14 protein-coding genes and 1 tRNA gene are annotated in these 14,868 nt (G+C 63.4%); 7 read left to right on the plus strand and 8 right to left on the minus strand.

From position 1 onward, the window contains the following. Positions 1–23: 23 nt before the first annotated feature. The 4 genes from P8R33_RS04430 to P8R33_RS04445 form a co-directional block, all read right to left on the minus strand. Positions 24–1,340, minus strand: a complete 1,317-nt coding sequence (locus tag P8R33_RS04430) for a PepSY-associated TM helix domain-containing protein (RefSeq protein WP_278327765.1) — start codon at positions 1,338–1,340, stop codon at positions 24–26. After that, positions 1,337–1,915, minus strand: a complete 579-nt coding sequence (locus P8R33_RS04435; RefSeq protein ID WP_278327766.1) for a hypothetical protein — start codon at positions 1,913–1,915, stop codon at positions 1,337–1,339. The genes P8R33_RS04430 and P8R33_RS04435 overlap by 4 nt, the downstream gene beginning before the upstream one ends. Continuing rightward, complete coding sequence (locus P8R33_RS04440; protein WP_278327767.1) at positions 1,915–4,029, minus strand: TonB-dependent siderophore receptor; 2,115 nt, start codon at positions 4,027–4,029, stop codon at positions 1,915–1,917. Before P8R33_RS04440 ends, P8R33_RS04435 begins: the two co-directional genes overlap by 1 nt. Positions 4,030–4,367: 338 nt before the next feature. Beyond that, positions 4,368–4,443 (minus strand) — tRNA-Trp (locus P8R33_RS04445). An 85-nt stretch (positions 4,444–4,528) separates the two neighbouring features. Between P8R33_RS04445 and aat the strand changes: the two genes are divergently transcribed. Continuing rightward, on the plus strand, positions 4,529–5,227 hold the full coding sequence (aat, locus tag P8R33_RS04450) for a leucyl/phenylalanyl-tRNA--protein transferase (protein WP_278327939.1): 699 nt from the start codon (positions 4,529–4,531) through the stop codon (positions 5,225–5,227). Here the strand turns inward: aat and P8R33_RS04455 are convergent. From P8R33_RS04455 to P8R33_RS04470, 4 genes are all read right to left on the minus strand, one after another. Beyond that, on the minus strand, positions 5,152–5,634 hold the full coding sequence (locus P8R33_RS04455; RefSeq protein ID WP_278327768.1) for a DUF2155 domain-containing protein: 483 nt from the start codon (positions 5,632–5,634) through the stop codon (positions 5,152–5,154). The genes aat and P8R33_RS04455 overlap by 76 nt on opposite strands. 32 nt (positions 5,635–5,666) lie before the next feature. Beyond that, the gene (locus tag P8R33_RS04460; RefSeq protein WP_278327769.1) at positions 5,667–6,065 is read right to left on the minus strand and encodes an NADH:ubiquinone oxidoreductase subunit NDUFA12; all 399 of its coding nucleotides are present in this window, start codon (positions 6,063–6,065) and stop codon (positions 5,667–5,669) included. Between the two features lie 180 nt (positions 6,066–6,245). Continuing rightward, positions 6,246–6,731 (minus strand): DUF192 domain-containing protein, encoded by a 486-nt coding sequence (locus P8R33_RS04465; RefSeq protein WP_278327770.1) that lies wholly within the window; start codon positions 6,729–6,731, stop codon positions 6,246–6,248. Next, positions 6,731–7,312 (minus strand): regulatory protein RecX, encoded by a 582-nt coding sequence (locus P8R33_RS04470; RefSeq protein ID WP_278327771.1) that lies wholly within the window; start codon positions 7,310–7,312, stop codon positions 6,731–6,733. The genes P8R33_RS04465 and P8R33_RS04470 overlap by 1 nt, the downstream gene beginning before the upstream one ends. A gap of 133 nt (positions 7,313–7,445) precedes the next feature. Between P8R33_RS04470 and P8R33_RS04475 the strand changes: the two genes are divergently transcribed. From P8R33_RS04475 to P8R33_RS04500, 6 genes are all read left to right on the plus strand, one after another. Further along, positions 7,446–9,179, plus strand: coding sequence for a fatty acyl-AMP ligase (locus tag P8R33_RS04475; RefSeq protein WP_278327772.1), 1,734 nt, complete (start codon positions 7,446–7,448; stop codon positions 9,177–9,179). Between the two features lie 151 nt (positions 9,180–9,330). Next, the gene (locus P8R33_RS04480; RefSeq protein ID WP_278327773.1) at positions 9,331–10,545 is read left to right on the plus strand and encodes a toxic anion resistance protein; all 1,215 of its coding nucleotides are present in this window, start codon (positions 9,331–9,333) and stop codon (positions 10,543–10,545) included. Between the two features lie 10 nt (positions 10,546–10,555). Next, positions 10,556–11,314 (plus strand): hypothetical protein, encoded by a 759-nt coding sequence (locus P8R33_RS04485; protein ID WP_278327774.1) that lies wholly within the window; start codon positions 10,556–10,558, stop codon positions 11,312–11,314. Further along, positions 11,314–11,625, plus strand: a complete 312-nt coding sequence (locus tag P8R33_RS04490; RefSeq protein ID WP_278327775.1) for a polyhydroxyalkanoic acid system family protein — start codon at positions 11,314–11,316, stop codon at positions 11,623–11,625. The genes P8R33_RS04485 and P8R33_RS04490 overlap by 1 nt, the downstream gene beginning before the upstream one ends. Positions 11,626–11,772: 147 nt before the next feature. Further along, a complete protein-coding gene (locus P8R33_RS04495) occupies positions 11,773–12,315 on the plus strand; it encodes a biliverdin-producing heme oxygenase (protein WP_278327776.1) in 543 nt (180 codons plus the stop codon). Further along, the gene (locus P8R33_RS04500; RefSeq protein WP_278327777.1) at positions 12,312–14,867 is read left to right on the plus strand and encodes an HWE histidine kinase domain-containing protein; all 2,556 of its coding nucleotides are present in this window, start codon (positions 12,312–12,314) and stop codon (positions 14,865–14,867) included. The genes P8R33_RS04495 and P8R33_RS04500 overlap by 4 nt, the downstream gene beginning before the upstream one ends. The last annotated feature ends 1 nt before the right edge of the window (position 14,868 follow it).

Genomic DNA, 14,868 nt, shown 5'->3' on the forward strand with positions numbered 1-14,868 from the left:
GGACCCTGCCAGTTACCGCATGATCACGTACGCGAAAATGCTCTTTCTCGCCCCTCTAAGCTCAATTGCCTGCGTTTGCAGCGAAGCAAGCTCACGCCGACCGTCAGCAAACATATCGTCCAGAAGATCGCTACGAACGGCGCCTCATTGCCGAGCATCAGGCGCGCAACAAATGTGGCTACGATGCCCACGGGAACGCCTATGACAAGGCTCCACCAGCTCGCCCGCAAATACGGTGATGGCTTTCCGGCCCGTTCCCGCTTGTCTAGCCAGATGAACGTCCCGGTCGCCACCACGGTGGTCATCGCCAGGCCGAACAGGATGTAGGCGATCTTGACCGGCAGCCCGCCGTAATTGCCGAAATGCAGATTGTAGGTGGAAGCCGCCAGCTGCTGGCCTACGGTTCCGTCTGCCATTCCCGCCGTGCCGCGGAAATCGCCGTCGCCGGAGAATGCGTAATACTCGCCGAAAATCAGCCGGCGCGGGTGCTCGGCAACGATCTGCATGTGCTGTCCCGCCGTGCCGGGATCGTGCAGGATGACATAATAGGGGCGAGTCCCGGGATATTCACGCTCCATGTAGGAGAGCGCCGGCGCCACATCGGGGATCGGCGCAGGCGAAGCGTCGCCTTCGGGCTCCCCGCCGAAGACCGGAGCAAGTGCGGCTTCGCTGTCGCCGCCATAGGCCGCAGCGGCAAGGCCTGACCCCGAAATGTAGAACAAGCCGATCATGGTCCCCGTCAGCGCGATCGCCAAGACGAAGGGTATGGTCCAGACAGCCAGCCGGTTGTGCCAGTCCAGCGTCGCGACATCGTCGCCCCGCCGCGCGCGAAGACGAAAGGCATCGCGAAAGATGCGCGGGTGCGCAGCGATGCCGGAGATCGTGAGCGCGACCAGCATCGCGCCGAACAGTCCGACTAGCGACATGCCGACTACGGCCGGCAGGTTCAGGCGATAATGAAGAGCCAGCAGGAATTCGGCCCAGGCGTTCTCTTCCGGCATCGCGATGCTGCCATTCCGGTCGAGATGCACCGCCTGCGTATCGGTGGTGATCGTCGCGCGCGGCAGATCGTCCGTCGGCAGGTGGACGTAGAGATGGGTCGTCGCCGGTCCGTCGCTCTCGGTCGCAAGCACGTTCTCGATCCCGCGCTGGATGGCGGCGGGTGCAATTGCCGTCATTTCCGGAGCATCATGCTGCTCGAACCTTTGCCATTCTTCGTACAGTACGATTGCCGTGCCGGTAGCGCAGATCAGGTAAAGCAGAGCACAGCAGACAAGCCCTAGGGCCGAATGGGCGGAGATCGCCTTACGAACCGTTTCCTTGGAGAGCGCTATGGTCATGCCGGACCGCCTTGCAGCAAGAGGAAGGGCGCCGATAGTGCCGCAATGCCCGCAACCCAGGCGACTTGCCGGGTGCGTCGCGTCATCATCAGAAGGGCGAAAGAAAGGACGGGCCATGTGACCGGAACGGCGGCGAGCACGGCGACATTGCCGTCCGCCTCCGCGCCCCCGGCCATGAGAATTAGGGTCCTGACGGCAAGCGCGAGAAGCAGGCTCGCAACCAGCGCGAGCGGGCCGACGATGCCGAAAGTGACCCAGCCGGATCGCCGGGCCACAGCGACCTGGCTGCTTCCCCGGTGGCTCGTCCTGATCGTTTTCGCGCGTCCCTTGCGGGCAGGTTTCGCCGCCGCGAAAGCCAGCGCCACGCAGGCCGCGAAGGTCGCGACAAGCGCAACGATAGCGACACCCCACTCGCCCGCCGCGCTGTCAACCACGACTAGCGCCATAAGCAGCGTAACCCAGCCGGCGATGTTCAGTATCGTCGAACGTTGGGGCTTCCCCCAGGACAGCCTGAGCACGGCCACACCGGCGATCGCCAGCGTAGCCGCTATCCAGATTGGCGTGTCGCCTCCCATCAGAAGCTGACCGTCAACGAACCGTTGATGCTGCGCTTCTCGCCCGGGAAGCAGTCTCCGCGGACCAGGCAGACAGCATAGTACTCCTCGTTCGTGACGTTACGCGCGGTCAGCCTGAATTCGAACCGGTCGAAATCGTAGCCGAGCGACAGATCGCCCACCGTGCGCCCATCGACCCGGTAGGTCAGCAGGTTGCCGTCGATTGCCGAGATACCGCTACTCTCGTTCCCACCGACATAGCGCAAACCTCCGCCCAGGCTGAGTCCGTCGAGCGCGCTCCGGAAATTGTAGAGCGCGAACAGCGAAGCCTGCCAGTCCGCGATCGAGGTCAGCGCAAAGCCGTTCGGATCTTCGGCATCGAGATAACTGACATTGGCATCGAGGCGCAGCCCGCCGACCAGCGCGTTCCCTTCGAACTCGATGCCGCGCACCTTCGAGATGCCTTCCTGCTGACTGTTGCCGCCGACCAGAGCATTGGGATTGGGCAGGTTGGACACCTCGATGTCGAACGCCGACAGCGTGACGAGGGCATTGATGCCGGTCGGCTGCCACTTGACCCCCGCCTCGTACTGGCGCCCTTCCTGCGGCAGCAATTGCTGGTTGGTAATCGTGTCGATGCCAACCACCGGCTCGAAACTCTCGGCATAGCTGACATAGGGAGAAATGCCTGCCGGGCCGCGCCACAGCAGCCCGAAGCTGAGGCTGGTGGCGTCGTCCTTCTGCGTGGACCCGTTCTCCACCCGGTTGTCGACGCTGTCGAAGCGCACACCGGCATTGGCAACCAGCGAGCCCCAACTCATCTGGTTCGAGATGTAGAACCCCGTCGAATCCACGTAATTGCGCGGACCGTTGCCTTGGAATTGCCGAACCTCCTCGACGCTCAGCACATCCTCGTACTGTGGATCGAAGGCGTTAAGCGTGCCGCCGTTGAAGATGTAGGCAGTGTCGGAATCGGTGAAGACATCCTGCCGCTGAACCCCGACGAGCAATTCGTGTTCGATCGGCCCGGTGGAGAATTCCCCGCGCAGACGCGCGTCGACCGCGAGCTGTTCGCTGCGGTTGTCCGCCAGATAGTAGGTCCATGCCCCGTCGCCGTTTTCGTCGATGCGCGGCACGCCATTGCCTTGAAAGGCGATCCACGCCTGACGATAGTCGGCCTGCGAATCGACGTAGCGACCAACCGCTTCGAACGAGAACGTCTCGCTGATTTGCTGTTCCAGAAGCAGCGTAAGCGCGAAGCTTTCCGTATCGTAAGCGTTGAAGCCGGCCGCTCCGTGGTATGCGTACGGGTCGATCTCCTGACCGTCGGCCGTCGGGAAAAGCGTCCCCGTCACCGGCAGGAACTGATGCGCGGTATCGGATCGCTGCTCCGAATAATTGGCCAGGATCGTCAGCTCGGTGCCCGTCGCAGGCCGCAGGGTAAGAGCGGGCGCGACGACGAGCTTGTCGTCGCTTACCTGTTCGATCTGCGTATCGGCATCGCGCAGGATGCCTACGAAACGGAACTGGGCCTGATCTTCAGCACCGGGGATAGCGATATTGATATCGGTTGCGATCTGTGCGCGATCGAAGCTGCCGTATTCGAGCCGTACTTCGCTTTCCGTCACGCCATGCGGACGCTTGGTCACCACATTGATAATGCCGCCGGGCGAGCCTGCGCCGTAGAGCACCGATGCCGGACCCTTCAGGACTTCCACTTGCTCGAGCGTGTAAATGTCCTGCCGGGTGGTGTTGTAGAACCCGAACAGGTACTGGAGATTGTCGCGATATTCCGGCGCATCGAGACCGCGAACCTGCGCGAAATCGCCGCGGGTGGAAAAGCCGAAGGGTTCGGCGGTGACGCCTGCAGAATAGGTCAGCGCATCATCCAGCGACTGGGCGCCCTTCTCCTCGAAATCCTGCTCGGTTTCGATCGAGATCGAACGAGCTGTTTCCACAATCGGCGTATCGGATTTCGTCGCTCCGAAGTCCGTAAGCGCGCCCGTCACTACGATCGCTTGTTCGTCCGCTTCGGCGGTAGGATCACCGGTCTGGGGCAAGCGATCCTGCGCATAGGCAGGCGGTGCGGTTATGAGCGCAAACGCGGTCGTCGTCGCAAGAAGAAGAGGTTTCATTGGAGCTCCCTGAACACAATCTGACTTCCCGCTAATGCAAGTCATTCTCATTTGCAACCGCGTTCTGGCAAGAATTCGGGACAGGGTGGTGCGACGTGGAGTGGGAGTGGACGCGCCGCTGCCCGCGCACGAACACGCACGGCAACACACCGCGAAGAAGAGTAGTTAGAAGCTGACTTCGGGATGGCTTTCGGCGACTGACCCTCGTGCCTTAGGAGTCGCGCTGATTTATGGTCTGAAAGTCGAGACCATTAGGGGGTGCCACGGCAGGGCACCGCACTGTTTTGACTCGCGGGGAAACCTGACGCTTCTCAGGTTCTTGAGCCATCTCAAAGAAATGGCAGGGGTGACAGGATTCGAACCCGTGGCCCTCGGTTTTGGAGACCGATGCTCTACCAGCTGAGCTACACCCCTGCAGCGAGGGCGCGCTCTAATATGGGGCCGCGCGAATAGCAAGGCGCATATCATGCGTGGCGGCGAACTGGTAAGACCGCCCGCAATGCACGCCCCTGGCTCCCAACTGATTCCCGTCGACCTGCTGCTGCGCGCCTATCGCGCGGGTGTGTTTCCCATGGCCGACCATCGCAGCGATCCGGAAGTCTACTGGGTCGAGCCGCGCGAGCGGGCGATCATCCCGCTGGACGGCTTTCGCCAGTCCGGCAGCCTGCGCAAGACGCTGCGGCAAGACCGCTTCGAGGTCACGTGCGACCGCGCCTTCGGCGAGGTCATCGCCGCCTGCGCCGAGCCGCGCGAAGAGCATGCGGAAAGCTGGATCAGCCATCGGATCGAGGCGAGCTATCTCGCGCTTCACCGCGCCGGTCACGCGCATTCGATCGAATGCTGGCAGGACGGCGAACTGGCGGGCGGGCTCTATGGCGTCGCTTTCGACCAGGTGTTCTGCGGGGAAAGCATGTTCAGCCGCCGGACCGATGCGAGCAAGGTTGCGCTGGCGTGGCTGGTCGCCGCGATGCGCAAAGCGGGGTATCGGCTGCTCGATTGCCAGTTCATGACCGAACACCTCGCGACGCTGGGCGCTGTGGCGCTGCCGCAGGCGGGCTATCTCGACCTGCTGTCGGGGACCACGGGGTCGCCGTACATGACGATCCCGGCGGCAATCCGGTCCTATTCGGAAGCCGCCTCGTCCGAGGCTTCTTCGCCCGGGAAGCTCATCGCGCAATCCTTGACCCAGACGTCGTAGATCGGATGTTCGACGACATTCAGGCTGGGCGAATTCTTGAACAGCCAGCCCGAAAAGATGCGCGCGAACTGGTCCTCGCTGCCGCGTTGACGCACCAGCACCTGGACGAAAGCACCGGTCTCTTTCGGCATTTCCCACGGCGCGGTGCGCTCGCAAGCCTGAAGCCGCACGATGACATCGCCCGCGCGCCGCTGCTCGCCGGGCGAAAGCTCGAACTCCTGGCTGACATTGTTGCGCTTGTTGAGGAGGCCGATGGTGGCGACCCGCTCGGCCATGGGCGTGCCGATGCCGGCTTCGTCGGCAGGAACCTCGGGCATCTCCGCCTGCTGCAGATCCTCGGGGATTTCGGTTTCCTGCGTCGCAGGCGTTTCCGGAACCTCGTCCGAACAGCCTGCGACAAGCGCCATGGTGCCTATGAGGGCGAGTGCCCCGCGCATGCTCACGCGTCCGGGGACCAGGCTTCGTAATCGCCCACCGCGCGTGCACGCTTGCCGCCGCGTTCGAGTGCACCGGCGGGGCGATAGGCACCGGTCGTGCCAGTGGCATTCGGCGTATAGTCGGCTTCCCAGATGCGCGGGGGCGGCAGGAAGCTCTCGGGAACATCTTCGCCCGCGCCGTGCAGCCAGCCGTGCCATTCGGCCGGGATCCGGCTCGCGTCATTATTGCCTTCGTAGATCACCCAGCGCCGCTCACGCTGACCTTCGCCGCGCTTTTTCGAGCGGTAATAGGCATTGCCCTGCGCATCGGTGCCGACATGCTCGCCATTGCGCGAGGACCACAGCATTGTGCCGATCGTGGCACCGTTCCACCAGGTGAAGATCTTGCCGAGAAAGCTCATGGCGGCGCGATTAGCCTTTTATTTGCTGCGCCTCAAGCGCCGGCGTGCGCATCCGCGCACTTGGCTTTCCTCGCTCATACGACCTTAAGGTCGCGTCGCTGCGGACGCGCAGTCGCGCTTGCCTCGCATCCGCTCGGTTCTCTGCTTCTTGGCAGGCGCAAGCGTACACTCATCCCACCATCACCAATCCACCTTGTCGCCTGGCTCTATCCCGAGCTCTGCCGCAAGGCCGCCGCGCAGTTCCAGCACGCCGAGGACCGGGCCGATCGAATAGACCGATTCGAGCGAATAGGGCTCCGTCATCGCGGCGATATTGCTGATCCGCCGGTCCGGCCCGATGAAGATGATGTCGAGCGGCAGCGGCGTATTCTTCATCCAGAAGCTTTGCGCCGTCGTCCCGTCATAGGGAAAGATCATGCCCGCATCGTCCGGCAGCTCGGTGCGGAACATGAGGCCGCGGCGCTGCGCTTCGGGCGTGTCGGCAAGCTCGACATCGAACCGGTGCGTGCCCGTTGCGCCGGTCACGGTGAGCGGGATCACTTCGAGACCGGAAACGGGATGCGTCGTCTCGGCCGCGACGTCCGCCGCAGGTCCGGCTTCCGCTGCCGGTTGCGCCGAACAGGCCGCGAGCAGCGCCGCGGCGAGCCCCGTCAGGCCACGCGCCATCAATCGTCCTGCGCTGTTTCCGCGACCCACTCTTCAAGCTCCTCGATAGTCGCGGCCTCCAGCACGCGCCGCGCCGCGTCGAAATCATGGCCTGCACGCAGCAGCGCGGCAAGCCGCTTTTCACGCAGCTTATGCGCGGCCTCCGCATCCGCGGGCGGCGGCCCGCCATAAGGGCCGAACCTGCGCCGCCGCGCGAGCGCAACGATCGCCGCGCGCCGCTCGGCCTCGCCCGGAGCGAGCTTGCTGCGCACCTCCTCCCCGATCTCGGCTGCGCGCAGCGCCTGTTCGACCCGTCTGCCGCCATAGCCCCTCGCAAGCAGTCCCTGAGCCTTGGCGCGCCCGTATGCCGCGTCGTCGACATAGCCCTTTTCCACAAACCGCGTGACGATTTGCTCCACCGGCGGCTCGCCATCTTCGTCCCAGCCCCGCTCGCGCAGTTTGCGCTTCAGATAGGCGCGCAGCTTGCCTGCACTGGTGGAAAACCGCGCGACGTAAGCCAGCGCCAGATCCTCCAGACGCACTGCGTCGAGAGGTTTAGGCGTGCGCTTTCTGCGCCGGGACGTTGCGTCTGCATCACTCATCGGCCATATTCCTGCCACAGTCCCCATGAAATGGGAAAGGCTGTGCAAGCGCCCGCATAACGACGGGCGCTTTTCGGGAATCATGAGGGTGGCCTAGGGCGCCTACGCAATCCACGGGTATCGCTACAAGATTATGACCGACGCCGTATTGACGCCGACGCCGAACGATTGCGACCTCCCCCGTCGCCGTTCGGATTTCGCGACCTTCACCGAGGCGGTGGATTACGCCGCCAGAAGCGCGAAAGGCATGAATTTCCACGACATGCGCGGCACACTGCAGCGCGTCTACAGCTATGCCGACATGCGTAAAGACGCGCTCAAGGTCGCGCGCCAGCTGGTCGCCGCCGGGATCGGCAAGGACGACCGCGTGGCGCTGGTGGCGGAAACCTGCGCCGAATTCGCCGCGCTGTTCTGCGGCTGCGTCTACGCCGGGGCCTGGCCCGTGCCGCTGCCCCTGCCGACCGGCTTCGGCGGCAAGGAAGGCTATATCGACCAGCTTGCCGTGCAGCTGGACAGCAGCGATCCGAAAATTCTGATCTATCCTGGTGAGATCGGCGAGATGGGCGCGGCGGCTGCCGAACGGCAGGGTTGTGAAGGGCAGAGCTGGGAAGATTTCGCGCTGCGGCCCGATCCCGAATGCGACCTGCCCGAGGCGCGGCCCGAAGACATCTGCTACCTGCAATATTCCTCCGGCTCGACCCGTTTCCCGACCGGCGTCGCGGTGACGCACGAGGCGCTGCTCCACAATCTGCAGGGCCATTCCATCTCGATGGATTTCCGCGGCAACGACCGCGTGGTCAGCTGGCTGCCGTGGTATCACGACATGGGGCTGGTCGGCTGTTTCCTGTCGGTAATCGCGAACCAGGCGTCGATCGACTATCTCAAGACCGAGCATTTCGCCCGCCGGCCGCTGGCATGGCTCGATCTCATCAGCCGCAACCAAGGCAGTACGCTCAGTTACTCGCCGACCTTCGGCTACGACATCTGCGCGCGGCGCATTTCCAGCCAGAGCAATGTCGGTGACCGGTTCGACCTTTCACGCTGGCGGGTCGCGGGCAATGGCGCAGACATGATCCGGCCCGACGTGATGCAGAATTTCGTCAATGCCTTTGCCGAAGCAGGCTTCAAGGCCAGTGCCTTCAACCCCAGCTACGGCCTCGCCGAAGCGACATTGGCCGTGACGGTCATGCCTCCGGGAGAAGGGATCCGAGTCGAACTGGTCGAGGAAGAGCGCCTGTCGGGCCGTCCGCGCGATCTTTCGAAGCCCGCTCGCTATCGCGCCATCGTCAACTGCGGGAAGCCGATCCCCGGCATGGAGGTCGAGATCCGCGACGAGAAGGGAGCGGCCAAGGGTGACCACCAGATCGGCAAGGTCTGGTGCCGGGGCAAGAGCGTGATGCACTCCTACTTCCGCAACGAGGAAGCGACGCAGGAATGCCTGGTCGACGGCTGGCTCGATACCGGCGACATGGGCTACATGGCCGATGGCTACCTGTTCATCGTCGGCCGCGCGAAGGACATGATCATCATCAACGGCAAGAATCTCTGGCCGCAGGATATCGAATGGGCGGTGGAGCAGTTGCCCGGGTTCAACCACGGCGATATCGCCGCCTTCTCGGTCGACACCGACAATGGCGAGGAAGCGCCCGCCGTGCTGGTCCATTGCCGCGTGTCCGAGCCCGAAGAGCGCATCAAGCTGCGCGACCAGATCGCCGACAAGGTTCGCGGCGTCACCGGCATGAGCTGCGTGGTCGAACTTGTGCCGCCGCGAACGCTGCCGCGCACCAGCTCCGGCAAGCTCAGCCGCGCCAAGGCCAAGCGGCTTTACCTGTCGGGTGAGATCCAGCCGCTGGACCTTGCTGCCTGATAATCCCTGCACGGGACGACCGCCGCCGAAAATGCTTGCCGAACGCGCGACGCTGCGCGCAGGATTGCGATGCCGCCTTGAAGATCGTGTCTTACGATCCTAATACAGGTGGAGAGATATCAGCGCCTGTAACCGGGAGACCCGCGCGACCATGAGCGACAGCAAGACGCAAACCGCGACTGCCACTGCGACCGAATTCGACCTGACGCCGCCCGATCCGGTGCCGCAGGTCGCGCCCGAAAAGGCAGCCGGCCTCGTTCCCGTATCCGAAGAGACCAAGAGCAAGCTGGAAACCAAGGTCGACGGTTTCGTCCAGGACCTGATCTCCGCCGACGCCAATTCGCCCGAATTCGGTAAGAAGGTGGACCAGCTTACCAACATGGGCCGCAAGGAGATCATGGCGGCCGCCGGCATGTCGAACCGCTTCCTCGACCGCCCCGTGCGCGCGATGGACAAGGACGAGGGCGTCGGCGCGAACCTCGCCGAGCTGCGCCGCGTGGTGGAGGATCTCGATCCGGGCAAGCGCGGCAAGCTGTCGGGCACGCGCAAGATCCTCGGCATCATCCCGTTCGGCAACAAGCTGACCAATTACTTCCGCAGCTACCAGAGCGCGCAGACGCACATCCAGTCGATCCTCTCGAACCTCGCCAGCGGCAAGGACGAGCTGATCATGGACAATGCCGCGATCGATGTGGAGCGCCAGAAGCTGTGGGAGGCGATGGGCAATCTGGAACAGATGATCCACATCTCCAACACGCTCGACGCCAAGCTGGAGGAGAAAGCCGCCGAACTCGACGCGACCGATCCGGCCAAGGCCAAGGCGGTGCGCGAGACCGCACTGTTCTATGTCCGCCAGCGTACGCAGGATTTGCTGACGCAAATGGCGGTGAGTGTGCAGGGCTATCTCGCGCTCGACCTCGTCAAGAAGAACAATGTCGAGCTGGTGAAGGGTGTCGACCGCGCCAGCACCACCACGGTCGGCGCGCTGCGCACGGCGGTGACGGTGGCGGAGGCGATGACCAACCAGCGCCTCGTGCTCGGCCAGATCACCGCGCTCAACGACACGACCGCCGGAATTATCGACAGCACCAGCACCATGCTGCGCGACCAGACCGGCAAGATCCACGAGCAGGCCGCCGCCAGCACCATCCCGCTGGAAACGCTGCAGCGCGCCTTCCAAAACATCTACGACACGATGGACGAAGTGGACGAGTTCAAGATTCGCGCGCTGGATTCCATGAAGCAGACTGTCACCCTGCTGGGGCAGGAGGTCGAGAAGTCGAAAGGCTACATCGCCCGCGCCGAAGGCCAGGCCCAGGCTCAGCAGCAGGTGGCCGACAGCGGCCTGCTGAGCATCGAGAACTGAGGCCTGACACGTGAACGACCTAACCCGCGATAGCGAGCGCCTGATCGAACAGGGCCGCATCCTGCGCGACGACAATCGCGCGGGCGGCCGGCATCGCCGCGCGCCGTCGATCGGCGAAGGGTCGGCCAAGCTGAAACAGAAGAACCTGTGGCTGCGCGTGCGCAACATCGTGCTCGCCGTCTTCGCGATCTGGGTGGGCGCGGGCATCGCCGGCGCTTTCCTGAGCGGGATCGGTTTCTGGGGCGTCATGGCCGTCGTCGTCGCGACGGCGATTGCCATCGCGCTGTTCTCCAATTTCCCCAAGGTGAAAACGCCCAAGCGGGCCGATATCAACAAGGGCAATGTCCAGCAGATGGTCGGCCGGACAGAACTGTGGCTGGAAGCCCAGCGCCCTGCCCTCCCCCCGCCGGCTGCGACCATCGTCAACGACATGGGCGTCCAGCTCGATGCGCTCGGCCTCCAGCTCGAAGGCGTCGACCAGAACCATCCCAAGGCGCGCGAAGTCCGCAGCCTGGTGGGCGAGCAGCTGCCGGAAATGATCGAGAGCTATCGCAAGATCCCGGCGCACCTTCGCACCGAAAAGCGCGCGGGGATAACGCCCGACGAGCAACTGACCGAGAGCCTTGGCAAAATTAGCGGCGAGATCGATTCGATCACCCGCCAACTGGCCGAAGGTTCGCTCGACGATCTGGCGATCAAACATCGCTATCTCGATTACAAGTTCGGCGCGGGCACCGAGACCAGCCCGCAACTGGAGGACAAGAGCTGATGCGCGTTCCCATCGCCCACGACCTGCCCAAGGACACCGTCCGCAACCGCCTGAAATCGCGCTCGCACAAAATCCGCGACTTCGTCCCAGGCGGCATGGCCGAGGTGGAGACGAGCTGGCCGGACGAGGACTGTATGAACCTGTCGGTTTCGACCATGGGCCAGCGCGTGGACGGCAAGGTGTTGATCGAGGAAAACCAGGTCGTGTTCGAGGTAAACCTGCCCCCGGCGCTCTCCTTCGTAGAGCCCATGGTCGCCAAGGCGATTGCCAGCCAGGGCCAGCGCATGCTGGCCGACAAGAGCGGCGACTGACCGCCCGCCGGAAACTGCCCATTTCCCGGAACAGAAGCTGCCCTGCGCGGTTGTTTGAGATCGGCATCGTCCCCCATCCCGCATCGCAGGCGGGTTAGGCCATCGCGGAGGGAAAAGTCCGAACTTGGGGGAGGACTCACCCGTTTCATGACCGAGCGAACCACGCTCCGCACCGATCTGAATGCAGCTACCCGCGTCCAGCACGACGCGCTCGACCGGGAGTTGTCTCCTCTGGCCGAGGGCCCGCACTATGGCCAATTCCTGCAAATCCAACATGCCGTGCGCTCTCCGGTCGAAAGCTGGCTGTCAGTGCATGCAACCGCCCCCCTGCCGCCAAACCAGACTGCGCTGATCCGGGAAGACCTTAGAGAGCTTGGCGCTCGGCCGATCGACCATGTGCCGACGTTCGAGGCGGAAGACCCACGTGAGGCGTGGGGCGTCGCATGGACGCTCGCCGGGTCCTCGCTCGGTAATCGGGCTTTGCTGCACCGACGCCGCAAGGCGGGGCTGCGCGGCGCGGATCGCTTTCTCGGTGACGAAGCCATGCCGCATTATTGGGCGGAGCTACGCCCGCGCATAGAAGTCCCCATGGACGAAGCTACGCATGAACACGCCATCCGCGGTGCGCGCCGGGTGTTCGACATTTTCCTTGCGGTTCAGCGCTCAGCCACCGAAAGGGCCGCCGCATGAAAGCCGCCAATTACGATGTCGACCTGACGAATTGCGATCGCGAGCCGATCCACCAGCTGGGTGCGATCCAGCCCTTCGGCGCGCTCGTCGCTTTAAATGCCGACTGGTTCGTGTCGCATTATTCGGCAAATTTCGGCGAGATTACCGGCTCCGAGAAGCCTATAGAATTGGGCATGGCACTCACGGACATCGTGCCGCCCAATGCAATGCAGCGCCTTCGCAGCCTTGCCTCGCAAGTCTCCCATTCCGATCAGGTCGAACGGATGTTCGGGTTCGATTTGTTCGGCAATGGCGAGAAGTTCGACTGCGCCATCCACTCCACGGGCAATTACACCGTTCTGGAAATCGAGCCGTACTTGGAAGGCGAACTCGACCGCCAATTGGCTGCGCTGCGCCCGGTACTGGGTCGATTCGACAAGTTCACGGACGTGTCGGCGCTTGTCGGCGAAGCGGCGCGGCAGTTGCGCCACAGCCTCGATATCGACCGGGTCATGGTCTATAAATTCCATGACGACCTGTCGGGCGAAGTCGTCGCCGAGGCCAAGCGCGAGGATCTGGAAGGCTTCCACGGCCTGCGCTATCCGAAGTCCGATATTCCCGCACAGGCGCGCGAGCTTTACGTGCGCAATCGCTTCCGCATCATCAGCGATGTGCATTCAGAGCCCGTCCCGATCGAGCCCGGCATCTCGCTCGACGGCGAACCGCTCGACCTCAGCATGAGCACGCTGCGCGCCGTCTCGCCGATCCATATCGAATATCTGAAAAACATGGGCGTCGGCGCCTCGCTGTCGATCTCGATCATCATCGGCGGCAAGCTGTGGGGCCTGTTCGCCTGCCATCATTACAGCGCCAAGCTGCTTCCCTATTCGCAGCGCACCGGCGCGGAACTGTTTTCCGAGCTATTCTCCCTGACGCTCGAGCGCGTGATCGCCAGCCAGGAAGAAGCGGTTCGCGAAGAAGGTCGCAAGGTGCACGACCGCCTGATGCGCGACATCGCCGCTGGCCAGTCGCTCTCCGAAAGCCTGCCGACGATCGATCCGCTGATCCAGCGCATCGTCGAGCACGACGGGGCCAGCGTCTTCATCGACGATGTCTACAATGCCCGCGGCTCGGCACCGAACGAGGAAGAGTTCCGTGCCATCGTCGGTTCGCTCAACGCGGCGGCAACCAGCCGCGTCTTTACCACCGACGCGATCGCCGAACGCATCCCGAAGGCCGAGCGTTTTGCCGACCGCGCAGTCGGCGCGATGGCTATCCCGGTGTCGCGCACTCCGCGCGACTATCTCGTTCTTTGGCGCAAGCCGCTGAGCCAGGTCGTGACTTGGGCCGGTAATCCGGAAAAGCCGGTCGAGTACGGGCCAAACGGCGCGCGACTGACGCCGCGCAAGAGCTTCGAGGCCTGGCAGGAAACGGTCGAGGGTAGGTCTTCCCCGTGGACGGCATCCGAGAAACAGATCGCCGAGGGCCTGCGCGTCACGCTGCTCGAGATCATCCTGCGCGTCACCGACGAGGCGATGCAGGAGCGGGGCAGGGCTCAGGAGAAGCAGGAACTCCTGATCGCCGAGCTGAACCACCGGGTCCGCAACATCCTCAACCTCATTCGCGGCCTGATCAACCAGTCGAAGGGCGATGCGAAAGACGTCGACAATTTCGCGGAAATCGTCGGAGGGCGCATCGGTTCGCTCGCGATGGCGCACGACAATATCACCAAAGGGAACTGGAGTTCAGCCCCGCTTTCGGAGCTGATCGATTCCGAAGCCCAAGCCTATCTTGCCGGCAAATGCGACCGGCTGGAGGTAAGCGGGCCGGAAGCCATGGTGACCCCGGAAGCCTATACCGTTCTCGCCCTCGTCATCCACGAAATGATTACGAATTCGGCGAAATACGGATCGCTCAGCGATTCGACCGGTCAACTGAAAATCGATGTCCGGCGGGGGGATACCGGCGATCTGGAAATCCTGTGGCACGAAAGCGGCGGTCCGCCAGTCAAACCGCCCAAGCGTCGCGGTTTCGGCAGCACGATCATCGAACGCTCACTGCCCTACGAACTCGGCGGCGAGGCGAGCATCGAATACAAGCTGGAAGGCGTAAGGGCGCGTTTCTGCGTGCCGGAGCGCTTCGTCGAATGGGCATCGCGCGGGGACACGCCGAGCCCGACCAGCGCCGTGAAACCGCAGGACGACGGACTGGGCCACCTTCCGGAGAGGATCTTGCTGGTCGAAGACAGCATGCTGATCGCGCTGGATACCGAGGACTGTCTCCGCGATCTCGGCGTGCCGACGGTCGATGTCGAGAGCAATGTCACCGGCGCGCTCGAAACCATTCGCAAGAACGCTCCCGAACTTGCGATTCTGGACTTCAATTTGGGCCAGGAATCGAGCGAACGGGTTGCTCAGGAGCTTGTAAAGCTGGGCATACCGTTCTGGTTGGCCAGCGGTTACGGCGAAATGCAGGACCGGCTGGAAGAACTAGGCGCGCACGGTGTGCTGACCAAGCCTTACGGCCGCGAAGAGCTCTCCCGCATCCTCTCGGAGTATGAACCTGCTGCCTGAT

The organism is Qipengyuania flavescens, assembly GCF_029688735.1.
Lineage (GTDB): Bacteria > Pseudomonadota > Alphaproteobacteria > Sphingomonadales > Sphingomonadaceae > Qipengyuania.

Excerpts from the sequence above, each read along its gene's own strand:
- P8R33_RS04435 (WP_278327766.1), bottom strand. The coding sequence starts at position 1,915 with ATGGGAGGCGACACGCCAATCTGGATAGCGGCTACGCTGGCGATCGCC.
- P8R33_RS04480 (WP_278327773.1), top strand. The coding sequence starts at position 9,331 with ATGAGCGACAGCAAGACGCAAACCGCGACTGCCACTGCGACCGAATTC.
- P8R33_RS04500 (WP_278327777.1), top strand. The coding sequence starts at position 12,312 with ATGAAAGCCGCCAATTACGATGTCGACCTGACGAATTGCGATCGCGAG.
- P8R33_RS04465 (WP_278327770.1), bottom strand. The coding sequence starts at position 6,731 with ATGGCGCGTGGCCTGACGGGGCTCGCCGCGGCGCTGCTCGCGGCCTGT.
- P8R33_RS04455 (WP_278327768.1), bottom strand. The coding sequence starts at position 5,634 with ATGGCGCTTGTCGCAGGCTGTTCGGACGAGGTTCCGGAAACGCCTGCG.
- P8R33_RS04475 (WP_278327772.1), top strand. The coding sequence starts at position 7,446 with ATGACCGACGCCGTATTGACGCCGACGCCGAACGATTGCGACCTCCCC.
- P8R33_RS04490 (WP_278327775.1), top strand. The coding sequence starts at position 11,314 with ATGCGCGTTCCCATCGCCCACGACCTGCCCAAGGACACCGTCCGCAAC.
- P8R33_RS04460 (WP_278327769.1), bottom strand. The coding sequence starts at position 6,065 with ATGAGCTTTCTCGGCAAGATCTTCACCTGGTGGAACGGTGCCACGATC.
- P8R33_RS04430 (WP_278327765.1), bottom strand. The coding sequence starts at position 1,340 with ATGACCATAGCGCTCTCCAAGGAAACGGTTCGTAAGGCGATCTCCGCC.
- P8R33_RS04440 (WP_278327767.1), bottom strand. The coding sequence starts at position 4,029 with ATGAAACCTCTTCTTCTTGCGACGACGACCGCGTTTGCGCTCATAACC.
- P8R33_RS04495 (WP_278327776.1), top strand. The coding sequence starts at position 11,773 with ATGACCGAGCGAACCACGCTCCGCACCGATCTGAATGCAGCTACCCGC.
- aat (WP_278327939.1), top strand. The coding sequence starts at position 4,529 with ATGCACGCCCCTGGCTCCCAACTGATTCCCGTCGACCTGCTGCTGCGC.
- P8R33_RS04470 (WP_278327771.1), bottom strand. The coding sequence starts at position 7,312 with ATGAGTGATGCAGACGCAACGTCCCGGCGCAGAAAGCGCACGCCTAAA.